The sequence below is a fragment of the Pedobacter sp. BS3 genome (genome assembly GCF_008274585.1).
Classification (GTDB): Bacteria; Bacteroidota; Bacteroidia; order Sphingobacteriales; family Sphingobacteriaceae; genus Hufsiella_A.
In genome coordinates this window covers 1-24,638 of sequence record NZ_VTRT01000008.1, presented here as the reverse complement: position 1 = coordinate 24,638, position 24,638 = coordinate 1, and the positions used below count along the sequence as shown (strand labels likewise).

Here is a 24,638-nt window from a genome sequence, read left to right as displayed (position 1 = left end):
ATAAAAAATGTTGTTGAAAAAATATATGATGTTAGTAACAAAAAATTAACATTTTTCTTGCATAAATTTTTTTTAGTTCATATATTCGGTTACGTAAACGATTGGTGAATTTGCTTATTTACAGAAGCATATTGGACAGAAGATAAATTACAACTCTTATTTCTTTATATTTAATTGTTTTATTTATTATGGAGCCAGTAAAAGTAATAACTAATTTGATAATATCTATTTCGGGTACGTAACCGTTATTTAATATAAACTGCAATTGGTTTATTTCTGAAATTAACGGGTACGTACACATAAAATATTGAATATATATTAATCCCTAAACTAAATTTAATATGACAAAAAACAGCACAATTTATTCATTAATGATGCTTTGTAGTAGTTTATTACTGCTCTTTTTATCAATCAGTCCCCATCAAAGTAGAGCACAAACTTTAAGAACAATTAAAGGAATTGTGGTAGATGAAGAAACAAAGCAACCATTGCCCGGGGCCACTATTAAGGTTAGAGGTACAAACCGGGTAGTTAGCACAAACGCCAATGGCGCTTATTCCATTCAGGCGGTATCGCATGATATTCTCGAGGTGAGATATTTGGGTTACCAGGCTAAAACAATTAGTGTAGCTGGGTCTAACACATTAAATATTTCTTTAACCCCGGATGCCCAGGCATTAAAAGAAGTAATTGTAGTTGGCTATGGTACAACAACGCGTGCAGATCTTACAGGATCTGTTGCACAGGTTAAGGTAGAAGATATGAATAAGGCACCCGTTGGTTCCTTTGAGGAATCTTTGGCTGGTAGGGTAGCGGGTATCAACGTATCAGCTACAGACGGGCAGCCCGGGCAGGCACTGAATATCGTCATCAGGGGTAATAACTCTTTAACTCAAAGTAACTCGCCCTTGTACGTTATTGATGGGTTTCCGGTAGAAGATCCGGACAATGCTGCCATTAACCCTGATGATATTGAATCGATGAATATTCTGAAAGATGCTTCAGCAACAGCTATATACGGGGCACGTGGAGCTAATGGCGTGGTAATTATCGAAACTAAAAAAGGAAAAGTCGGAGCTCCGGTAGTAACTTTTAATAACTCTTTTGGCTTTCAGCAGGTGCAAAAAACCATACCGGTAATGAGCCCATACGATTTTGTTAAATATGAGATAGAGCTGTCATCAACATATAAAGCAATTTATACCCCGGCAGATATTTCACCTACTGATTCGAGATACGATCCCAATGGCCGTACACTTGATGATTATAAGAATATTGCGGCTATAAACTGGCAGGATCAGATTTTTCGTAACAGCCTGAACCGGATTCATAACCTGGCTATTCGCGGTGGAACCGCACAAACAAAATATGCAATCTCGGCCTCTGCATATAGCCAGGATGGGATCATTATAAATACGGGATATGATAAATATCAGGGGCGGGTAAATGTTGACCAGGTCATCAGCAAAAAACTGAAAGCAGGTATTAATGCTAATATGACCAAGCAAACCTCTTTTGGTTCTGTTGTGGCCGAAGGTGAAGGTAGCTCGTATACAACTTATCTGCTTAGTAGGGCCTGGGGGTTCAGACCTGTTACCAGTAGCGATAGCGTAAACCTGCTGGATGAGGATATGGATGAAGAATCATTGACTCAATATTATGCTGCATTTAACCCTGTAGTAACCAGTAATAATGCTTATAATAAAAAATTTACAACTAATTTTTTAACCAACGCATATATTCAATACGATATAAACAGAAATTTACAATTAAAGATGTCAGGTACGGTTAGTACCTATAACCGTCGGTCAGAAAACTTTTATAACTCAAAAACCCCCCAGGGAAGCTTAATAAGTTATTTTAATAGTCGTGGAATAAATGCAAGTGTAGGGTATAATGAACGTACTATTTTGTCAAATGAAAATATCCTAACCTATACCAAGACCTTTAATAAGGTACATAAATTAACGGCGATGGGTGGCGTATCCTTTCAAGGGTCTAAATACAACGCGTATGGATACGCTAATCAGCAAATTCCGAACGAGAATCTGGGTATGAGTGGCATTGACCAGGGAACGACCTACAGCTCATCAGCACTGTTATCAGAGTATTCTTTATTTTCAGGTTATACCAGGATAAATTATGGTTATAAGTCAAAATACTTGCTCACAGCCACTATGCGAGCAGACGCTTCTTCTAAATTTAGTAAGGAGAACAGATGGGGCTATTTCCCTTCTATATCTGCTGCCTGGAATATGCAGGAAGAGCCTTGGTTAAAAAATCTTGATTTTATCTCAGAATCTAAATTAAGGCTCAGCTATGGTTTAACAGGCAATAATCGTGTGGGTGAATATGACCGTTTTCCCAGTTTAACACTTCCTTTCTCTGCTTCTTATTCATGGAATAATTCAACTCCTGTACTGGGAGCAATTGTATCTGATCTGGGTAATGCAGATTTAAAATGGGAAACAACTGAGCAAATAGATCTTGGATGGGATTTTGGTTTATTTAAAGATAGAATTGGTTTGACTGTTGACCTGTACCGGAAGAATACACGCGACCTGTTATTGAGAGCCCAATTACCAAACTCGACAGGATTTACCTCGGCAATTAAAAATATAGGAAGTGTAAGAAATGATGGATTGGAGCTGACGCTGAATACCGTTAATATTAAGAGTAAAAACTTCTCATGGTTATCTAACTTTAATATCAGCTTTAATCGTAATAAGGTATTAGCATTAACAGATGGCCAGGATAAACTCTTTGTAACACCTTCCTTCGAGTCTCAGTATAATGCCAACCCCTTGTATATATCCGAGATTGGCAGACCTATGGGAATGATTTATGGATATATCTGGGATGGGGTGTATACTTATGATGATTTTGACAATCCAAGTCCGGGCGTATATAATTTGAAAAAGAATGTTTCTGACAATGGTACAGGTAATGTTCAGCCGGGAGATATCAAATACCGAGACCTGAACAATGATGGTACAATTGACCCGCATGATTTAACCATTATCGGCCGGGGACTACCTGTTCACAGCGGAGGGTTTAATAATAACTTGAACTATAAAGCCTTTTCGCTGAACATATTCTTCCAGTGGTCATACGGTAATGATATATATAATGCTAACCGGCTGATGTTTGATGGAAATGGCAACCCCAGAGGGGGGCTGAACCAGTACGCTACTTATGCCAACAGATGGTCTCCTGATAACCCCAATAGTACATTATTCAGAACCGGCGGACAAGGCGTAGTTGGCTATCATTCATCACGTGTATTAGAAGATGGCTCATACCTCAGGTTAAAAACAGTTTCACTGGGTTATGACCTTCCTCAAAAGTACATTAAGCATTTATCTCTTAATAAATTGAATTTAAGTGTTGCGGCACAAAACTTGGTTACCTGGACAAATTACTCAGGTATGGATCCTGAGGTTTCGGTACGAAACACAAACTTAACACCAGGGTTTGATTTTTCCGCGTATCCAATTCCCAGAACCGTAGTTGTAGCACTTAAAGCAACATTTTAAATCCGTTAAATTGAACGTGTCATGAAATACATAACTTATTTTGTTTTGATTACGGTGGTTTTAACCACTGCTTCCTGTGAGAAGTTCTTTGATAAGGAGCCAAAAGATTTTCTTGCGCCCACAAATTATTATGAGACAGAGGCTCAACTGACATCCGCATTGGCTGGGGTATACGATATGTTAGGATCTGTATATGGTACGGTTTGGCTATACCGTATGGGCATAGAGTCAGACGAAGGCTATTTTGCAAGAAACACTCCTATCAATGGGCCGCAATATTTTAATTACTCATCGAGTCATGCCGATGTTGCAGCCAACTGGCGATCTTTGTTTCAGGGTATTAACCGGGCAAATGTTTTTATCGCTAATGTAGATAAGAACCAGTCTCTTGATGTCAGTTTGAGAGACCGGATGAGAGGGGAGGCGCTGTTTTTAAGAGGTTATTATTACTTTGTTCTGGTTCAATTATATGGCGGTGTGCCTATTTTTACAACACCAATAGCTTCAGCTAAGAATACCGATGCAGCCCGGAATACTATAGCGGAAGTATACGCACAGATCTTATCCGATATGAAAGCTGCCGAAGCCTTGGTTCCGTCAATTACCGAAATTGGATTTGGCGGACGGGTAAGCAAATCGGCAGTGCGGGGTATTTTGGCAAGGGTATGTTTATACATGGCAGGAGAGCCATTAAAGGATACCTCTAAATATAAGGAGGCCAGGGAATGGGCACGGAAAGTAATAGAAGATACGCAGGCGGCACATGCCCTTAACCCAGATTACTCTGACATTTTTATAAAAATTGCGCAGGATCAGTACGACATCAAAGAGAGTATTTTTGAGGTAGAGTTTTGGGGAAACAGAACAGACAGCTACACAGAAACAGGATACGTGGGTTTTGCAAATGGACCTCTCACATCTAATACAGCAACAGGAAATGGTTTCGGAGGAGTGAAGGCTACGGCCAAACTGTATTATAAATATGCGGTTGGTGATTTGCGAAGGGACTGGTGTATTGCAAATTTTACGTATAACAATACCGGTGCAAATGGGGCAAAAACAATGATTACAGCTACTACAGAAAGTAGTTTATATGATAGGCAAGCAGCTAAATTTCGAAGAGAATATGAAGTTGTAACCCCTAAAGCGACAGGACAAACCCCCGAAAATTTTCCCTTATTACGTTACTCTGACGTCCTGTTAATGTTTGCTGAGGCAGAAAATGAAGTAAGCGGGCATCCAACAGACTCTGCTTATAACGCAATTAACCTTGTTCGTCGTCGTGCATTTGGAAAATTAATGCCCGGAGCTACTGATATAAACCAATATGATTTATCCAACATGGATTATCAAAGTTTTAAGAGTGAATTACAAGATGAGCGTATGAGAGAACTTGCCTTTGAGCAGTTACGCAGGTTTGACCTGATCCGTTGGGGAGTATTTGCTTTTGAGATGCAGAGTGTACTACAGGATATAGACCGTGTGTTTGGTGCGGCGCCATATTATAGAAGCCGTTTTGCAGATGCGCTTGCACCAAAGCAGCTAACCTGGCCTATACCTGCTGCCGAGGTTACACTAAACAGGTTAATGACACAAAATCCGGGATGGTAATCTAATAACATTTAAATAATTATGATCATGAAATCAAAATATTATCTGGTACTGTTACTTGGCGTCTTTAGTATGGCGTCTTGTGATACATCGTTAAATCTGGAGGCTGATCCGGACTTAACTATTACTACCGAGAAGAAAGAATACAAAGTAGGTGAGGAAGTTAACTTTCAGCTTACTGGCAATCCAGGCATTATTACTTTTTATTCAGGCGAAATCGGTAATGATTATGATTACCGGGATGGAAGAACTCTTCCGGCAGGAGATATTACGGTGACTATGTCAACAAGCGTGAATTATGGTGTACAGCCTGATCAGTTCTCTATTTTAGTATCAACAGATTTTAATGGGAAATATACCATTGATGATATTAAGGCGGCTACCTGGACAGATATTACCAATAGGTTTACCTTAGCAACAAATGCAACCTATATAAGTGGCGGACAGGTTAATGTCAGTGACCTGGTGGTGGATGGAAAGCCTATGTACTTTTGTTTAAGGTATATTTACGATCCAACAAAGGGTACAGGCCGTACATGGGCCATAAGAGATTTTGCAGTTAAAAGCAATACTGTGTTAGGTCTAACCACTTTAGCTACTCAAACAACAGCAGGCTTCGGGTTATATTATTACGGTCCTAAAGAAACTACCGGCCGGTCTGGCATTACTTCAACTACTATCACGCTTCGTTCTAACGCAGCTGGCAATACGGCAGATTATACCGAAGACTGGTGTGTAAGCAGTGGCATGGAAGTTGGGAGCAAAGATATGGGTCCTGACAGGCCATTGAATGTCAAAGGATATTCAGATGCCCACCAGGATTCTTATTCCTATACATATACAACGGCCGGCAGCTATAAGGCTCGGTTTGTAGCGACAAACGCTACAATAAAAGAGGCCAGAACGGTAGTAAAGGAAGTTGACTTAGAGATTGTTCCTTAAATATCTGGTTAATATTGGTTGTAACGTAAAAAGGGGGATATTGCTCTGTTATCCCTCTTTTAATTAAACGTATGGAATTCTGGCAAGTGCTGTATCTTAACCCGATCCGGATACTTCACAGAGCTTCGATCAATGGGTTATTTATACCATGATGGCCTAAGGTGGAATGACAAGACTTGTATTGTTGATGATATCCAAATAACTAAACAGCATAAATCATCATGAAAAAAATCGTATTAATTATTTCCGTGCTTTTTATTGCATTGACAGGCTGTAAAAAAGGAACCGCTTTAGGGCAAGGTCAGAATGAAACACTTGCTCCGGATGTGAAAACGGATGTTTTTGAAATCAGGAGAGGGGTAAATGTGGCTTCGTGGCTTTCAACACCGAAATACAATAGTGCGCTTCGGAGCGCCTTTTTTCAGGAACGCGACGTAAAATTACTCTCAGACTTAGGTTTTGATCATGTACGGCTCTGTATAGACGAAGTGGTTTTGTGGGATGCTCAAGGTACAAAAATACGTCAATATGGATTTGATCTGTTGCATCAGGCAATACAATGGTGTATCAAATATAATATGCGGGCTTTGATCGATCTGCATATTACCCGTAATCACCGGTTTACAAATACAGAGAACACTTTGTTCACCGATCCGAATGAGCCAGGGAAGTTTGTAAAGTTGTGGGAAGATTTGTCGGGCGAATTGGCTCAGTATCCCGACTCGATGGTTGCTTATGAGTTGCTGAACGAGCCGGTATCGGCTAACCCGGAAAACTGGAACAGGGTGGCCGCTATGGCAATCGGTGCTATCCGGGCGCTTGAACCAGACCGAACAATCGTAGTAGGCGTATGTACATCGGCTGGGGATGTTAAATACGATGCACTTAAATTACCTGATAATCATAATATCTTATTAACCTTTCATTATTACGGCCCTTATTTGTTAACGGCTTACGGTTTGCAAGCTACTACCGGCGGACGTCAGGATATCCCCATTAACTATCCCGGACAGTTGGTACCATCGGAATGGATTGATCAGTTACCAGTAAACTGGCAGTCTACCGGGCAGCGGTATTATGACAGGACGGTGCTAAAGACGGCGATAATGAAAGGTATTAATATGGCTAAGCGATTGAAGGCACCTGTATTTGTCGGTGAGTTTGGTACATTAAAAAATACGCCAGAGCCTAGTCGCACAAACTGGTATCGTGATGTTGTTGGAATTTTGCAGGAAGAAAAGACTCCTTGTACATCGTTTGACTATAAAGGTGCCGGCTACAGTATTGTTGATGAGAATTTAAATGTTCTATATCCTAATCTGGTAGATATATTGGTAAATCGGCAGTGAGCTTAAAATAGTATGAAGGGCACCAAATAAAGAATAGAATTCTTAGCTTCTGGATTCAGCATAAAGAGAGCCAATATTGTAGATGAAAACAGATCACAACTGAATGAATGGTTTTATATTGTTTACCAGCCTGTTATCCTTGGCATGCGGAGAAGAAAGAAATCAGCCGGATCATTTCTATAAAATGAATCCGGTTAAAACAGCCATTGCATTTAATGAAAAGGTAAAGGTGATCGATGAAATCCCAGCGAAAATAGATCTCATACCCAATCGCGATACAGTGCTGCAATCCGATAAGATAAAACTGACAAACCTGGGACCCCAGGTAAAAGATGCGGTAATACAAGGTAGCATTTTTGCCAAAGATGATAGCGGAAAGAAGCTGGTATATACGGTAGTTAGAGGAGTTCCTGCACATTTATTAGGTTTCGATACCAATGATTATAAATTGGTGGTTGATCTACCGGTAAATAAAACCGACGGCTCCTGGGATCTGACCGTTTCTTCTGACGGTTGGCTGTATCTGGCGGGTGGTTACGGTGGGTATCTATACAAGCATAAACCCGGAAGTGATAAAATAGAGAATGTAGGTAGGGCTTTAGGTACTGAAAGTTATCTCTGGGATTTAACACCCGGCAAGAATGGTGAAATATTCGGTGCTTCTTATCCCAGTTGCAGGGTATTCCGTTATCATCCAAAAGATGGTTTTAGTGATGTTGGTAAAGGCCCTTTGGTTCAAGGAGAAAACTATGTAAGAAGTCTGGTCTATCATAAGGCTAGTGACAAAATTTATGCTGGTATAGGTTCACATGCTCATCTTATTGAACTTGATGTAAAAACTGGTATTAAAAGAGACATATTACCAGAAGAGTATAAGCGTAACGAGTTTGTTTACAATATGGGGTTGGTAAACAACCTGAAAGGTGGAGATTGTATTTTTTTTACTGTAGAGAATGTGAAAAAAAGCCTGATATATAACCTCAGTACCAGAAACTTTACATCCATGCCTGACAATATGTATGTTAAAACGGTTACTAAAGCTCCCCAAAAACAACAGATATATTATTCAGGAGGAGCAAAACTTTATTCATATAATCTTTCAGATGCTACCGGACAACCCAGAGAAATAATGCCAATCGGCAGCAATGCGCTTGCTGCAACATGGGATTCTGAAAATGTATTAGTATTGTTGAATACCTACGGAAATTTAATAAAATTCGACCCAAAAACGGGTCAAAAAACTATGGTCAGATTAAATATTCCAGCACAACCTATAGGTATAAATGTAACAGCTACCGGTCCTGACGGCAGGATATGGACAGGCGGATACTTAGCAGGTTCTAATGCAGCATATGATCCCGCAACAGGCAAAACCGAGGTTTATAGAGGATTAGCTCAATCGGAAAGTATAAATAGGTTAGGTAAAAACCTGTATTTCGGCATTTATCCTCATGGAAGATTCTATGTTTATAATACCGAAAAACCGTGGGACATTGAAAAAGGCAATCCATATAAAATAGGGCAGGTTCAGGGACAAGACAGGCCATTTGCCGCACTGGGGATTCCGGATTTAAATAAGGTTTTTTGGGGAACCGTTCCTAACTATGGTAAGAACGGCGGGGTATTAGTTGAGTATGATATAAAATCCAAACAATTAAATAGTTATAAAGATATTGTAGCCGGTCAATCTGTTATTACGCTGGTATATGCAAACAAATTGGTGATTGGTGGTACCTCTGTCTGGGGTGGATTAGGAATTCTGCCTGAGGCATTGGAAGCCAAATTGTTTATTTGGAATCCCTTAACCAATACAAAAGAAACCGAATTGATACCAGTGCCAGGTGCAAAAGCAATTACCTGTTTAATTAACGGCCCAGATGGAAATATCTGGGGAATTGCTGCCGGAACGCTATTCGTTTTTGATCCGGTTGAACTTAAGGTTATTTCACTACATAAAATATGTCATGATACCCGCAATGGAGTACTGTGGCGTCCGGATGCTTTATTGGTACACCCCAATGGTAAGCTTTACGGTAGCATAGGCGGACAAATTTTTAGCCTAGATCCGGTGTCGATGAAACCAACAATGCTCAATATAACCGGAACAAGCCTGGCATTAGGTAACAACGGAGCGATATATTTTCAGCGTTCTTTAGACTTATGGAAAATCGAGCCATAATAATCACTTGTTGATTCAATACGGCAGGTAGAGTTAGATAGAGATATTAATACTTAAAAGTCAACTAAACAAAATAAATCATTATGAAAAAGATCGTATTAATTATTATCACACTTCCCATTGGATTGGTAAGTTGTAAAAGAGAAGCACTTTTAAAGCAGAATGAGACATTTTCCCAAAATAAGAAAAAAGAGACATCTCAGACGCTTGCCACTACTACTTACAATGTTACTACCTCAACCACATTAAATGCCGCTTTCTGGACAAATGTCCAAAGTTCACTACAAACCGGACCAGTTGATGTAGTATTTGCTAACGGCACATATACCAGAACTTCTACAGTGAGCCTGGGCTCAATTGGTCATAACACCAATTTACTGACACTAAAAGCAGCAGGAACAGCCGGTGGAGCTGTATTTAATGGTTCTGTTGCTAAGATTTTTGCGTTTACCAACTGTAAAAATATACTCATGCACGGTCTGAAATTTACCGGAGACGTTACAGATTATGCAGTAACATTTTCAAATAGTCCGAATATTACTATTGATAGCTGTTATTTTGTTGATTTACAAAGCGCATATTATGGCGCTTTAGGTGTACATTATTCAGGTTCAGACAATGTAATTGTTAAACATTGTACATTTACCAGGGTAGGGGTAGACTCTCATTCGCACATGGTTTATGGAGCTTACGGCGTAACACGTTTAAAACTGGTTAAAAATACATTTACCGATTGTTCAGGTTCCTTTGTTCGTTTTCGTGGAGATATAAGTACTGAGGGAGTTGTATATGAGAATACGTTTAAATCTAACGGAACCTATGCAGGTGGCGTAAACCCTATATTCATAGAAATTCCGGTATTTAATGATGTAAATCCGGGAGATGAACGATTTGGTACCAGCTTTATGATTACAAAAAATATTTTTAATTTCAGTACTTCGGGCGATCAGAGCACACGATATAACGTAGTATTTCACCATAGTGGGTATAACCCAACAGGGCGTACACATTTGATATCTGCAACTGATGCAGCCACATTAAATAGTGGTACGGTTACGCAAAAAAGAGCAATTATGTCCAGTGACCTTGGCCTTGATGGCGATGAGATACGGTTTTCAGGAAATACCAATACCAATGTTCAGTATAATGTGCTTTATCGTTGTCAGGGTGGGTACGGTGCTGTTGCTCCGTGGACGGGTATTGCCAGTATCGGTACAGCGGTAACTACTGCGGGCGTAGCTACAACAGAAGCAGCAGCACTGGCATATTACGATGATCGTCATTAGTTGCAACACTGTGATGTATGGTATGAATATCCTAACGAAATGAACATAATGCTTATAAGATACTATAATATGCGAAATAATTTGGAATTTCATTTTTTATTGATCAAATTCGGGTACGTAAACGATTTTATTCAAGGCAACTTCTGCCTGGTTTAGAATTTATTTATAAGTAGATATAAATTCAGACTTGGTCGCAATATAATTGATTAGTATTCATGCCAAAATCATTGCTAAAATTAATCCTGGTTGGTCTTCTTTCAGCTGTACAACCCAGTGGGGTCTCTGCTCAATCTGTAATAGTTAGAGTTATAGCAGATCATACGGACTGGGTGTATAAAATCGGAGAGAAGGCAATATTTTCGGTTGAAGTATTGAAGGATAATACACCTTTAAAGGACGTTCATATTAAGTATGAGATAGGCCTGGAACGTATGGCTCCTGTTACAACAGGTGATCTAATATTAGGAGACGCAAAACAGATCATAAATGGAGGCTCCTTAAAGGAGCCCGGTTTTCTTCGTTGTATCGTTACAACCAATATTGAAGGCAAAAATTACCGTGGATTAGCAACCGCGGCCTTTGAACCAGAACATATTAGACCTACAACAGAAATGCCGGAAGACTTCCTGGCTTTCTGGAACAAGGCTAAAGCGGAAGCTGCTAAAATCCCAATGGATGCACACATGACCTTATTGTCTGATAAATGTACTGAAACTGTAAATGTTTATGAGGTTGGTATTCAAAATTACAGGCTTGGGTCACGTATTTACGGTATATTGAGTATACCTAAAAAAGAAGGTAAATATCCGGCTATTTTAAAGGTTCCTGGAGCAGGTGTAGGGCGTTATAGCGCAGATATTTCTATGTCAGAAAAAGGATTTATAGTACTTCGTATAGAGATTCATGGCCTACCCCTAACACTTCCGGATAGCATTTATAAAAAACTTGCGGCCGGGCGGCTCAAGGGCTATCCGTTGTTTAATTATGATAACAGGGATGAATACTATTTTAAACGTGTATTTATGGGATGTATCCGGGCAGTTGATTATCTCTGCAGCTTACCGCAATTTGATGGGAAAGATCTGGCTGTGGCAGGTGGGAGCCAGGGTGGAGCACTTACCATTGCAACAACTGCATTAGATAACCGGGTCAAATATATGGTTGCTTATTTCCCCGGGCTTTCTGATTTGACTGGATATTTACATGGCAGAGCCGGTGGCTGGCCCCATATGCTTAAGGATGCCAGCCGTGTAACCCAGAAAGAAATACAAACCTCTAAGTATTACGATATGGCAAATTTTGCCCGGTTAATTAAAGTACCAGGTTTTTACAGCTGGGGGTTTAATGACGAGACATGTCCCCCAACAACCTCATATGCTGTTTATAATACTATTAAAGCGCCTAAAGAGCTTTTAATCATTAAGGAATCAGGACATCAGTATAATCCCGAACAGCGGGTGCGAATGGATAGCTGGCTACAGGAAAAATTAACTGGTAAAAAATAAAGAGAAGTTACCTTATGAAGATTTTACTTTTTGTCTTAACGCTGTGGATGGCTTGGATACTCACTACTAACTGCACTAATAATAAGCTAAGTAACAGGAATAATATTCCAGTTCCGGAACTGACTGTAACTCTTGATTCAACGGTAATTGGTACACAAACCATTCTCGCAAATCTCAATGTGCCATGGGAAATTACCTGGGGACCGGATAATTGGATATGGTTTACCGAACAGAGCGGCACGGTAAGTAAAGTAAACCCGGTTACCGGGCAAAAAAAATTATTACTAAAAATTCCCGAAGTCTACCGGATTCGTTCCCTGGGTTTATTGGGTATGGCTATCCATCCCGATAAAAAACTACCTTATATATTTTTCGATTATACATATAAGGAAAGAACCGCCATACTGTCAAAATTAGTACGGTACACGTATACTGCCGATACGTTGATTAATCCTATCGTACTCTTAAAAGACATTCCTGGACATACCGGGCATAATGGTTCACGGGTTGTTATTGCGCCCGATGGCAAAATTATGATGTCTACCGGGTATGCTGCTCTGACAAAAAATTCGCAGGATAGCAGTTCCCTTAACGGAAAAATATTGCGTATCAATATTGATGGTACCATTCCCTCCGATAACCCTATTCCCGGAAGCCCCATCTGGACTTCCGGACATCGTAATCCCCAGGGGTTAGTTTATACTTCCAAAGGCATTCTATTTAGCTCTGAGCATGGTGATGCTATAGAAGACGAGCTTAATATTATTAAGAAAGGCGGTAACTATGGCTGGCCTTATGTTGAAGGGTACTGCGATCAGCCCGATGAGAAAACATATTGTAATATACATCCTATTACCGAACCTATAAAAGCATGGACACCTGTTATTGCGCCGGCCGGTATTGATTATTATAAGTCATCAGCCATTCCCGAATGGCAAAATTCCATCTTGCTGGTTACCTTGAAAACACAAACGTTCAGAATTCTGAAACTAAATACGGCAGGCAATAAGTTGGTGGATGAAAAAATATACTTCGACCATAAATTCGGGCGTTTACGCGATGTTTGTATATCACCTTCCGGTGATGTTTATATGTCAACCAGTAACAGAGACTGGAATCCTGGCGAAGGTTACCCCAAAGCAGGGGATGACAAAATTATCAGGATATATAAGATAAAGACGGATAAAAAACTTGCAAAGGCTCCATCAACAAAAAAATCACTACCTGAAAAAGCAGAAAATAAGCAGGTTGCCACAACCGGAGCGGTAATCTATAGTAATTATTGCGCTTCATGCCATAAAAGCGACGGGAGTGGTATACCCGGCACTTTCCCTCCGCTTAAAGGAACAGCCCAGGTACTGGACGATAAGAATAAACTATTAAGAATATTACTGAAAGGTATATCTGGTACAATCACTGTAAAAGGTGTTCAGTATAATCAGGAAATGCCCTCGTTTAAATTTCTTAGCGATCAGGATATTGCCCAGGTGGCAACTTATATCCGGTCTCATTTTGGTAATAAGGCTGGGGCAGTAACAAACGCAGATGTAGCTAAAGCAAGATCGGAAAAGCAATGAAATACCTTGTTTGGGTCTAGTTTTATAGCAATTGATTTATAACCGTGTACGTAACCGGTAATATGCTAAATTAATCACTCTTAAATAATTACAAATATGAAAAAGCAATTACTAAATCTCAAAAAGGCTCTGTTTGGAACCTTTTTGCTTGTTCTGAGTATCACTCAGGGACAAGCTCAAACCCCTACAGAAGTATGGGTAAGCCAGATTGGGAATGCCAAGTCCGAATATGGCAGTCAGTATAATGGTAAGCGTATAGCTACAGATGCCGACGGCAATGTATATACTACAGCTTCCTATTATGGCACTACAACACCGGCAGGTTATTTCGGCGGAACCCCCGAAATCACTTTTACACCCGGAACAAGCTCCTCAATAAATGCATTTTATATCTCTAAGTCAGAATCCGATGGCCATTTTACGTGGATAAAAGGTTTTGCAGGTTCAGGCCATGCCTATTCCAGGGCGATAGCTGTTGATGCCGATAAGAATGTATATGTTACGGGTTCTTTTGCTGGTACAATAAATTTTGGTGGTGGTAGTGTAACCGCAGGCTCTACCGGCTCAGATATTTTTATACTGAAGTTAGCTGCAGATGGTAGTTTTGTGTGGGTAAAAGTATTTTCAAATACGGGTACGTTAACTACCGAAACAGGGACAGGTATTGCCGTGGATAAAAGTGGTAATATACTCGTAAGTGGTGATTTTGAAAGTACCATAGATTTTGATCCAAGCAATGATGGAGTTGCATCTCTTACGTCGTCAGGCGATCGGGATGTGTTTATACTTAAATTAACGGCAGCCGGTGATTTTGTATGGGTAAAACAAGTAGGAGGTACATCTGCAGACGCCAGCTATGCTATTACTCCTGATGTAGATAATAATATATATGTTGCCGGTAACTTTACGGGTTCTAACGTTGATTTCGATCCGGGTGTAGGTTCTGCAACGCTTAGTGCACCAAGTACTTCTGTTTATTCAGGTTACATTTTAAAGTTAAATAGTACTGGTGATTTTGTGTGGGTAAAACAAATAATAAATACAGCAAGTACGGTGAACGTATTGAGCATAGCTGTAGACGCTGCCTCAGCACCTGATAGGAAAGTTGCTGTTGCCGGTTATTCTACCGGTACGGTAAACTTTGGCAATGGCAATGTTTCAGCTTCTGGTGGTGGTGCTGATGCTTTTGTTGTAAAACTGGCGGCATCAGACGGTGCATATCAATGGGCCCGTTATTTTGGCAGCGCTGCGAGTGATGCAGGTTATAATGTTGCTATGGATGCTGCAGGCAATGCGTATGTTGCCGGTTATTTCCGTAATTCAATGAGTGTGAATGATATTACGCTAACAGCACCCGTTGCAGATAAGGATAATAGTTTCGTAATAAAATTCTCCGGGACAGATGGCTCAGCTATATGGGGTAAAGATTATGGAAGTTCTGGCACAAACCGGGCCGTAGGCATAGAGGTAGATGGTGATGATAATGTGTACATAACAGGTATTGGCCATACAACTGCGTATGGAGATGCCGGTAGCTTAACACTTGTTGATGGAAGCTGGGATATCTTTATCTTAAAAATAAATCAAACCACAACTACGCCTGTTACATTAGAAAGTTTTAATGGACATGCAACAAATGATGGCAATGTATTAACCTGGATTACACTTTCAGAATTAAACAATAGCTATTTTGAGCTTGAACGCAGTACTGATAATGTTAACTTCATCGTGTTAAAGAAACTCGACGGATGGGGAAGCTCAACAACCAGGAGAGTCTATAGTTATACAGATAGCCATCCATTACCTGGGGTTAACTATTACAGGCTCAAACAGGTTGATTTTGATGGTAATTTTGCCTATGCTGCTAATATAGTGCCCCTTACTAATAGAATACAGCAAAGAAATAATGCAGTTTACCCTAATCCAAGCAAGGGTAAAGTAACCATAGCAGCTAAGGGAGGATTCTCTAATGCCTCCATAAGAATAGTCAATGTATCCGGGCAGACCGTGTTGCTGAAAGATAATGTTAGCGGAAGTTTTCTTAATGCCGACTTGACTAATCAGGTTGATGGCATATACATTATAGAAATTCAGCAAGATGGTACAGTACAAAAAATCAAAGTGATGAAAAACTAAGAATATATTTGAATTTCATGTATGTGGTAATTGTAAATGGGCTGATAAGACACCGTTCATGGCCTCAGTCGCTGTTGGTGCCTTCACCAGCAGCTATAAAAACATGATCTCGTGAAATTTAAACATGTTTTAATAATTATCGGGCCCATATTTCCTGATATCGGTGGTGAATGGTTATTCAGGATGTTGGGCCCTTTCAGGTAATTATATTGTTACTTAGCCAGTAATACACGATGCAAAACCAGGTAAAAAACAATTGTTAAATTATATCAAAGTCCGTTTTAACATATATATCACATAACATTTTATTAAGATGAATTTGTTTTTTTATTTACTATTTAATATTTTCGGGTACGTAAACGTTTGCAAGAATCTGAAAAATTTGCCTTTATAAGGCTCTGTTTTAAGTATTGATGTTTATCCCATATTAATTATCCTTTGAGTTTAATCAGGCAGTTAGTGATTATAAAAAATATTTCAGTAAAAATTACCTTGTTCAGCATGTTATATATGCCGCTTTTGCTGTTTGCACAATCGGATGTAGACAAGCGTAAAGCCTATTTGAAAGATATATTAACTATTAATGTTTCGAAGGATCATCGTGTGTCTATCAGCCGACGGGTGACATTGAAAGACAGCACCTGGTTAGAATGGCTGCATCGTTCAGGGGAGTTGCCTCCCGATTTCTCCAAAATGCCATCCATCCCTATGTTGCCCGATCCATTAGTGTTAAATCAAAACGGCAGAAACCAGCCTGTTCAAACCTTACAGCAATGGGAAGCAAAGCGACAGTGGATAAAGGAACAGTTTCAATATTGGATTTCCGGTAAAATTCCACCACCACCTAAAGATTTTAAAGTTACAGTTTTGTCTGATGGGTATGAGGAAAGAACACATATTCAACTGATAACGCTTCATTTTGGCCCTGGTTATAAGGCTAAAATGACTTTTGAATTGATGCTCCCGGAAGAGAAAGGACCTTTACCGGTATATATGACACAATGGACTCATCGTGATTGGGCCCAATTGGCCGTGAGGCGGGGATATATCGGTTGTGTGTATGCTGGTGCAGACAGTAAGGATGATACACAGGCATACCAGGCACTTTACCCTGATTATGATTTTACCTGTTTAATGCGTCGGGCCTGGGGGGCATCGCGGGTAATAGATTATCTGGTTACCCGTAAAGAAGTCAATAAAAATCAAATTGCAATTACCGGGCATTCCCGTAACGGGAAACAATCATTATGGGCTGCAGCGTTTGATGATCGTATAGCTGCCGTAGTGTCAAGCAGTAGCGGAACTGGTGGCGTTACCCCCTGGCGTTATAGTGATCCGCAGTATTGTGACCAAACATTAGATGATATTTGTGCCAATGCAGCACACTGGTTTCACCCACGTTTACGATTTTTCTTTGGACGTGAAGACAAACTGCCCATTGACCAGAATTTATTGTTGTCTCTTATTGCTCCCCGCATATTATTACTGCATTATTCCATTGTAGAAAGGCAGCTAAATCCCTGGTCAACAGAGCAGAATTACCAATCAGTAAAAAAAGTATATAGTTTTCTCGGTGTACCTGATAATATTGGTGTATTGTCACGTATGGGTGAGCATGCGGTAGCAGCCAGGGATGTGGAACGAAGCATTGATTTTTTAGATATTAAGTTCAATCGGAAGCAGTTTCCCTGGGAAAACGTTCTGTATTATAATTATTCTTTCACCGTTTGGGAGAACGAACATACAGCCGATAAGCTTGCTTCACAAAAAATCACTCCTGTACATTTAAAAGAAAGCTACCCTGATACAACAATTTTTGCTGCACATAAAAAACAATTCCTGAATAATTTGCAGTGGTTACTGGGAAATGAGCCTCCGGGGATAAAACCTGGTGAAATAGCACCAACTATACCGGCACGGGTTGACTGGATTGACGGTATTATAGGTCGCCCGAAAATAGCCGGAGCAAAAGCGGTTTATATAGGGCCCTATACAGCAATTGGCGATCATATTAGCGGCATGTTATATTACCCAGTGGATAAATCAGGCAATAAAAAAGTTCAGGCCAATGGCAAGATACCTGTTGTTATATTTCTGCATCAGTATGCGTATGCGCATGGCTATGCGTATGGTTATGATAAAGATAGCGGCAATGGTAACAGTAAGTTATTCCAGGAGCTTGTTAATCATGGATTTGCCGTGATGGCCATTGATATGTTTGGTTTCGGCACCCGCAATCAGGAAGCTCCCTATTTTTATCAGCGTTATCCGGAATGGTCTAAAATGGGAAAAATGGTAAGTGATGTCCGGGCTTGTGTAGATGCTTTAGAAACATTTAATGATATTGACCGCAGGCATATTTTTTTGCTCGGCAATACTATTGGCGGCAGTGTAGGGCTTATGGCTGCGGCGCAGGATAATCGTATAGCCGGTCTGGCTGTTGTGGCAGCATTCTCGCCCTGGCGCACAAGTAACGGTCGATATGAAAGTATACGTACTTATTCTCATTTACACGGATTTATCCCACGGTTGGGCTTTTATGCAGGAGATCCACAGCAAGTTCCAGTCGATTTTCCGGAGATCATATCCTGTATTGCTCCACGACCATTACTGATCATTTCGCCGGTGTTAGATCGATATACAGATATGGAAGCTGTTAGGAAAGTCATGCCATCTGTAAAATCAGTGTATAAATTATATCAGCAGCCGGAACAGTTACAATTTGATACGCCCAGGGAGATTAACCGGATGACGGTGCCGATGTATAGTCAGGTTGCTACCTTTTATAGTAATTTAATCAATCAGGAACCATAAATTAATATCTTAAATAACAAAATATGAAAGAGAACTGTAATCGCAGGGATTTTATTAAAATGGCAGCAATAGCCGGCGCTGGTATCGGTGTATCGGGTATAATTGATCCGTTGTATGCAAAAAACAACAGACAGGAAGCCGGTAAAAGAATTGGTATTATTGGCCTGGATACCTCGCATGCCGTAGCGTTTACCAGAACATTAAATGATCTTAATGCCGGACCTCAGTATGGAGGATACAAAATAGTAGCGGCATATCCTAAGGGCAGCAACGATATACTCAAAAGTGTTGAACGAATACCGGGCTACACAGAAGAAGTAAAAAAAATGGGGGTAGAAATAGTTAGCTCTATTTCTGAGTTATTGAAAAAAGTAGATGTTGTGCTGTTGGAAACCAATGACGGACGCTTACATCTGGAACAAGCTATGCCGGTAATTAAAGCAGGTAAACGTTTGTTTATTGATAAGCCCATAGCAGCTTCATTAAAAGATGCAAAAGCCATATTTGATGCAGCACAGCGATATAATGTTCCGGTATTTTCATCTTCGTCACTTCGTTATATAACCGGTATAGACGATGTTAAGGCTGGTAAACTCGGTAAGATTATAGGAGCAGAGACCTACAGTCCGGCAACACTGGAAAAAACACACCCTGATTTTTTCTGGTACGGTATACATGGTGTAGAGATATTGTTTACTTTAATGGGTACCGGATGTAAACAAGTAAGCCGGGTACATACAGACGATACCGATGTAACAATAGGTGTTTGGGAGGATGATCGTATTGGTACATTTCGTGGTACACGTTCGGGAAAGAGTGCCTACGGCGGAACTGTATTTGCTGAAAAGGCTACTGTATCCCTGGGAGATTTTAAAGGTTATAATCCATTGTTAGAGCAAATTATTCAATTCTTCCAGACAGGTATTGTTCCGGTAAAACCGGAAGAAACGCTGGAGATATGTGCATTTATGGAAGCTGCTGATGAAAGCAAGGTCAAAGGGGGAGCTTCTGTAAGTATAGACTCAATATTTAAAAAAGCTGGAATTACTAAGTAAGAAATAATCAATTATGAAAGAAATAAGCGAAAACACACGGAGAGATTTTATTAAAAAAGCAATAATTGGCGGCGCTGCCGTTTCTTTTGGTGGTGTTCTACCCGGTTTTAGTGCTAAAAGTTATGCTGGAATATTAGGAGCCAATGATCGGATTAAAGTGGCTATGATGGGGGTAAATGCCCGTGGATTAGCATTAGCTAACAATTTCTCAAGTCAGCCAAATTGTGAAATAGTTTACGTTTGTGATGTGGATAGTCGGGCAGCCGACAGATGTATTGGTCAGGTAGAGAAAAGACAGAATAAGCGCCCCAAGGCCCAGCCCGATTTCAGGAAAGCCCTGGAATATAAAGATGTAGATGCTCTGGTGGTTGCAGCTCCCGATCACTGGCATGCCCCGGCAGCTATTTTAGCTTCGAAAGCTGGAAAACACGTATATCTTGAAAAGCCATGCAGCCACAACCCTAACGAAGGTGAAATTCTTATTGCAGCCACAAAAAAATATAAAAATGTTATCCAAATGGGTAACCAGCGTCGTTCATGGCCCAATGTTCAGGCAGCCATAAAAGAATTACATGATGGCATAATCGGGCGACCTTATTTTGCAAAAACATGGTATACCAACAATCGTCCGTCTATTGGTATTGGGAAAGCTGTTCCTGTTCCCGAATGGCTCAACTTTGATTTGTGGCAGGGGCCGGCGCCTCGTCGGCAGTATAAAGATAACCTGCTGCATTATAACTGGCACTGGTTTTGGCACTGGGGAACTGGCGAAGCGTTGAATAATGGTACTCACATGGTTGACCTTGCCAGGTGGGGGCTAAAAGTGGATTATCCTACAAAAGTAACTTCGGCAGGTGGACGTTATCGTTATAAGGACGATTGGGAAACTCCTGATACTCAGGTAATCGCTATGGAGTTTGATAATAATACTGCCATTACCTGGGAAGGAAGGAGTTGTAACGGACGGACAGTAGAGGGTTCAAGTGTGGGTGTTATTTTCTATGGGGATAATGGCTCTATGCAGATAAATGGCACTAATGGTTATACTATTTATGACCTGAAAAATAACGTAGTTAAAGAAGTAAAGAATGATGTGAAAGTGGATACCGGTAGTCTGACCAATCCATCACAGGCTTTGGATGCATTACACATACAAAACTTTTTTGAAGGGATTCGTAAAGGCACTTCATTAAATGCTGATATTATTAGTGGGCATCAAAGTACCTTATTAGTGCAATTAGGTAATATTGCACAACGTTCTGGCGGATTGTTACATATTGATCCTAAAAATGGGCATATTCTGAATAATAAAGAAGCTTTAAAATATTGGAGTCGTGAATATCAGCCTGGCTGGGAGCCTAAAGTGTAATGAGTAAAGGGTTATTATTCCAAGTGGATGGCAAGAGGTGTAAGATAGCCTATAGTCTGCGATCAGAAAAGATTGGAAGTGATAATGGAAATATGGCGGAGACTATCGCAATACGGTACTTGATACCAGTATAAAACATGTTTAAATTTCATGAAGCAATGGTTTTATTGCTGCTGGTGAGGACACTAGCAGCGGCTGAAGCCATGGACGGTGGAGACACCGTCCATCTACATTACCACAGCTATGGAATTTAAACATGTTCTTAGTAATAGTAGCACTGACTTGTGTTAGCTAAACCAGATTGGAGCGGATACCTGCTTAGTGGCTAAGGCTTGCCCGGGCATGTGAGAGGGGCCGTGTAGTATGAGCGTAAAGCGGGGCTATCTGTTCCCACGTATTTCTGGCCATGCTTTACAAAATACTTTGATTGAAGTACCCGCATTATAAGGCTCTGATTAGTATTTACAGCTTATATATGTTTAACTAAACCCATATTATCGGTTTTAACTTTTAACTTAATATGAAATTTCCCAACGTAATACAAAAAACACTATTCATTTGCATGGTAATTGCTATAAACACCGGGTGTCAGAACAATAAGCAAGGCTCCGGAGCCACTTCAGAAGTAGATTCTATCCGGTTAATTACATTAGCTCCGGGACATTTTCATGCTGCATTGGTACAAAAAAGTATGTACAATAATGTTAGCCCGGTAGTGCATGTATATGCACCCGAAGGATTGGAAGTTAAAGCTCATTTGAAGCTTATCGAATCGTATAATAATCGTGCTGAAGACCCTACGCATTGGGTAGAGAAGGTGTATACCGGTAGTAATTATTTTGAAAAGATGCTTGTTGAAAAAGCCGGTAATGTGGTTGTAATAGCTGGTAATAATCAGGAGAAAACAGCGTACATTAAGAAATCTGTAGATGCTGGACTGAACGTATTGGCCGATAAGCCAATGGCTATTAATTCTGCCGGTTTTGAGCTGTTGAAAAAAGCGTTTGAATCTGCAAAGAAGAATAATGTGCTATTATATGATATCATGACGGAACGGTATGAGATTACAAGTATCCTGCAAAAAGAATTTTCATTACGTTCTGAAATATTCGGGCAGTTAGAGAAAGGTACGGTTGAGTATCCAGCCGTAACCAAAGAAAGTGTGCATCATTTTTTCAAGACTGTTTCCGGTGTCCCACTTACCCGTCCGGCCTGGTATTATGATGTAAGCCAGGAAGGAGATGGATTGGTAGATGTTACCACGCACCTGGTAGACCTGATACAGTGGGAGTGTTTTCCTGACATAAGTCTTGACTATCGTAAGGATATACAAATGTTGTCGGCAAAGCGCTGGGTAACACCCATAAATCTTTCCCAGTTCCGGCAATCTACCCAGTTAGATACTTTTCCGGATTTTCTGCGCAAAGATATTCGTGATAGTGTTTTGAATGTATATGCTAACGGGGAAATGAATTATACGATAAAAGGAGTGCATGCTAAGGTATCTGTTACCTGGAATTTTGAAGCTCCTGAAAATGCCGGAGATTTGCACTATTCTATTATGCGGGGCAGTAAAGCTAATCTAATTATCCGTCAGGGAAAAGAGCAACAATATAAACCAGTATTGTACATAGAACCCATAAATGGAATAAACAGCAATTACGAACAGGTTCTGCAAAATAATTTTCAGGAAATGCAGAAAACATATCCCGGTATCGCATATAAAAAGTCGGCTAAAGGTTGGGAAGTAGTTATTCCGGATAGCTATAAAGTAGGACATGAAGCTCATTTTGCTGAAGTAACTAAGCGATTTTTACAGTATCTTAGAGAAAGTAAACTGCCGGAATGGGAGGTGCCCAACATGCTCGCTAAATATTATACAACTACGCAGGCTCTTGAAAAGGCAATGGCAAAATAATTATAATAATTGCTTGTTATCAAAGATATAAAATTAAGTTTATAGTCCAAAAGCGATAATATAAGGCAAGAATAAAGCTAAAGGAACATGAAAAAGTTTAAGGCAGGAGATTTAGGGCGAAAGGCTCAAGTGAGAAGCAAGAACATGGAAGCAAGAAACAAGACAGGGCGCACTAATAGCTCTCTCCTTTGGAGAGGGGTAGGCTAATTAAACTCCTCTCACATCTAAAATCTCATGTCTCATATCTCAATACGGAATGTTGCTTTATGTCTGGCCTGTTTACTGGCGCTTTATGGCGCAACACCGGGATTAGGTATAAAACCTTACCATATCAGCGGTTATGCCCAGGGAACAACCTACCATGTTACTTATTATGCTACAGATAGTATCATCACTAAAGCGGCCATTGAAAATCTGCTGGCAGAAATAGACAGCTCACTTTCTATCTATAAGCCCTATTCGCTCATCAGCCGGTTCAACGAATCGCAGTCCGGACTGATAGCCGATAAGTATTTGCAGGCAGTAACAAAGAAATCATTAGAGGTGTACAAAGAGACTGGCGGAATTTTTGATATTACCGTATATCCGTTGGTACGGGCATGGGGATTTGGTACGAAGAAGGTAACGGGTTTGCCTGATTCAACAACCATATCAGCTTTAATGCAGTGTATCGGTTCCGGTAAGATTCATTTAAATGCCAACCACTTAATAAAGGATGACCCCTGTGTAAAACTGGATGTGAACGGCATTGCTCAGGGCTATAGCGTGGATGTGCTGGCTTTATTCCTGGAAAAAAAAGGAATCCGGTGTTATATGGCTGAAATAGGAGGAGAACTCCGGGTAAAAGGGAAAAAGCCTGACGGCACTTACATGAAAGTAGGTATTGAAGGTCCGGCTGATAACAGTTTTGATGCACCTGTTATAGAGCGGATTATGACGCTGAAAAAAGGTGCCATTACCACTGCAGGAAATTACCGCAAATATTATCAAAACGGGAATAAGCGGATATCGCATTTACTGGATGCCCGTACAGGTTATCCCATACAAAATGAAATGATCAGCGTGACCATTGTAGCTAAGGATGCTATCACCGCCGATGGTTACGATAGCCCGTTAATGGGTATGCACATAAATGAAGCGTTAGCCTTCATGAAAAGGCACAAAGATATGCAAGCCTATTTTATTTATCACCGGCCGGATGGCTCTGTGGCAGATACAGCGACAAAGGGATTTTATAAACTACTGCAATAAAAACAACAAAGGCCGGTTTCAATAGCCGGCCTTGAGCCTGTGAAGAATTTTGTGTAAATGGTCAAACCTACTGCCATTAAATCCTACATCTGTTTTCAAATATAATACTA

At 40.3% G+C, this 24,638-nt stretch carries 14 protein-coding genes; all 14 read left to right on the top strand.

Annotation, left to right across the window (positions count from 1 at the left end):
• Positions 1-341: 341 nt before the first annotated feature.
• The 14 genes from FW774_RS17920 (at position 342) to FW774_RS17855 (ending at position 24,528) form a co-directional block, all read left to right on the top strand.
• Positions 342-3,536: a TonB-dependent receptor gene (locus FW774_RS17920; protein ID WP_317132768.1), complete on the top strand. Its 3,195-nt coding sequence runs from the start codon at positions 342-344 to the stop codon at positions 3,534-3,536.
• Positions 3,537-3,557: 21 nt separating this feature from the next.
• Complete coding sequence (locus FW774_RS17915) at positions 3,558-5,147, top strand: RagB/SusD family nutrient uptake outer membrane protein (RefSeq protein WP_149349598.1); 1,590 nt, start codon at positions 3,558-3,560, stop codon at positions 5,145-5,147.
• A gap of 27 nt (positions 5,148-5,174) precedes the next feature.
• Positions 5,175-6,089 (top strand): DUF5017 domain-containing protein, encoded by a 915-nt coding sequence (locus tag FW774_RS17910; protein ID WP_187774946.1) that lies wholly within the window; start codon positions 5,175-5,177, stop codon positions 6,087-6,089.
• Positions 6,090-6,310: 221 nt separating this feature from the next.
• Positions 6,311-7,438: a glycoside hydrolase family 5 protein gene (locus tag FW774_RS17905; RefSeq protein ID WP_149349596.1), complete on the top strand. Its 1,128-nt coding sequence runs from the start codon at positions 6,311-6,313 to the stop codon at positions 7,436-7,438.
• A 103-nt stretch (positions 7,439-7,541) separates the two neighbouring features.
• Positions 7,542-9,617 carry a hypothetical protein gene (locus FW774_RS17900; protein ID WP_149349595.1) on the top strand — a complete coding sequence of 692 codons (2,076 nt, stop codon included), beginning with the start codon at positions 7,542-7,544 and terminating at the stop codon, positions 9,615-9,617.
• An 83-nt stretch (positions 9,618-9,700) separates the two neighbouring features.
• A complete protein-coding gene (locus tag FW774_RS17895; RefSeq protein WP_149349594.1) occupies positions 9,701-10,903 on the top strand; it encodes a right-handed parallel beta-helix repeat-containing protein in 1,203 nt (400 codons plus the stop codon).
• A 215-nt stretch (positions 10,904-11,118) separates the two neighbouring features.
• Positions 11,119-12,408 (top strand): acetylxylan esterase, encoded by a 1,290-nt coding sequence (locus FW774_RS17890; protein WP_149349593.1) that lies wholly within the window; start codon positions 11,119-11,121, stop codon positions 12,406-12,408.
• A gap of 14 nt (positions 12,409-12,422) precedes the next feature.
• Positions 12,423-13,985 carry a PQQ-dependent sugar dehydrogenase gene (locus FW774_RS17885; RefSeq protein WP_149349592.1) on the top strand — a complete coding sequence of 521 codons (1,563 nt, stop codon included), beginning with the start codon at positions 12,423-12,425 and terminating at the stop codon, positions 13,983-13,985.
• Between the two features lie 96 nt (positions 13,986-14,081).
• The gene (locus FW774_RS17880) at positions 14,082-16,121 is read left to right on the top strand and encodes an SBBP repeat-containing protein (protein WP_149349591.1); all 2,040 of its coding nucleotides are present in this window, start codon (positions 14,082-14,084) and stop codon (positions 16,119-16,121) included.
• 459 nt (positions 16,122-16,580) lie between these two features.
• Positions 16,581-18,935: an alpha/beta hydrolase family protein gene (locus tag FW774_RS17875; protein ID WP_242457871.1), complete on the top strand. Its 2,355-nt coding sequence runs from the start codon at positions 16,581-16,583 to the stop codon at positions 18,933-18,935.
• Between the two features lie 23 nt (positions 18,936-18,958).
• Positions 18,959-19,990 (top strand): Gfo/Idh/MocA family protein, encoded by a 1,032-nt coding sequence (locus tag FW774_RS17870; RefSeq protein WP_149349590.1) that lies wholly within the window; start codon positions 18,959-18,961, stop codon positions 19,988-19,990.
• 13 nt (positions 19,991-20,003) lie between these two features.
• Positions 20,004-21,359 (top strand): Gfo/Idh/MocA family oxidoreductase, encoded by a 1,356-nt coding sequence (locus FW774_RS17865; RefSeq protein WP_149349589.1) that lies wholly within the window; start codon positions 20,004-20,006, stop codon positions 21,357-21,359.
• A gap of 520 nt (positions 21,360-21,879) precedes the next feature.
• Positions 21,880-23,277 carry a putative oxidoreductase C-terminal domain-containing protein gene (locus tag FW774_RS17860; RefSeq protein ID WP_197739883.1) on the top strand — a complete coding sequence of 466 codons (1,398 nt, stop codon included), beginning with the start codon at positions 21,880-21,882 and terminating at the stop codon, positions 23,275-23,277.
• Positions 23,278-23,511: 234 nt separating this feature from the next.
• Positions 23,512-24,528 carry an FAD:protein FMN transferase gene (locus FW774_RS17855; protein ID WP_149349588.1) on the top strand — a complete coding sequence of 339 codons (1,017 nt, stop codon included), beginning with the start codon at positions 23,512-23,514 and terminating at the stop codon, positions 24,526-24,528.
• The last annotated feature ends 110 nt before the right edge of the window (positions 24,529-24,638 follow it).

Excerpts from the sequence above, each read along its gene's own strand:
- FW774_RS17920 (WP_317132768.1), top strand. The coding sequence starts at position 342 with ATGACAAAAAACAGCACAATTTATTCATTAATGATGCTTTGTAGTAGT.
- FW774_RS17915 (WP_149349598.1), top strand. The coding sequence starts at position 3,558 with ATGAAATACATAACTTATTTTGTTTTGATTACGGTGGTTTTAACCACT.
- FW774_RS17910 (WP_187774946.1), top strand. The coding sequence starts at position 5,175 with ATGAAATCAAAATATTATCTGGTACTGTTACTTGGCGTCTTTAGTATG.
- FW774_RS17905 (WP_149349596.1), top strand. The coding sequence starts at position 6,311 with ATGAAAAAAATCGTATTAATTATTTCCGTGCTTTTTATTGCATTGACA.
- FW774_RS17900 (WP_149349595.1), top strand. The coding sequence starts at position 7,542 with ATGAATGGTTTTATATTGTTTACCAGCCTGTTATCCTTGGCATGCGGA.
- FW774_RS17895 (WP_149349594.1), top strand. The coding sequence starts at position 9,701 with ATGAAAAAGATCGTATTAATTATTATCACACTTCCCATTGGATTGGTA.
- FW774_RS17890 (WP_149349593.1), top strand. The coding sequence starts at position 11,119 with ATGCCAAAATCATTGCTAAAATTAATCCTGGTTGGTCTTCTTTCAGCT.
- FW774_RS17885 (WP_149349592.1), top strand. The coding sequence starts at position 12,423 with ATGAAGATTTTACTTTTTGTCTTAACGCTGTGGATGGCTTGGATACTC.
- FW774_RS17880 (WP_149349591.1), top strand. The coding sequence starts at position 14,082 with ATGAAAAAGCAATTACTAAATCTCAAAAAGGCTCTGTTTGGAACCTTT.
- FW774_RS17870 (WP_149349590.1), top strand. The coding sequence starts at position 18,959 with ATGAAAGAGAACTGTAATCGCAGGGATTTTATTAAAATGGCAGCAATA.
- FW774_RS17865 (WP_149349589.1), top strand. The coding sequence starts at position 20,004 with ATGAAAGAAATAAGCGAAAACACACGGAGAGATTTTATTAAAAAAGCA.
- FW774_RS17860 (WP_197739883.1), top strand. The coding sequence starts at position 21,880 with ATGAAATTTCCCAACGTAATACAAAAAACACTATTCATTTGCATGGTA.
- FW774_RS17855 (WP_149349588.1), top strand. The coding sequence starts at position 23,512 with ATGTCTCATATCTCAATACGGAATGTTGCTTTATGTCTGGCCTGTTTA.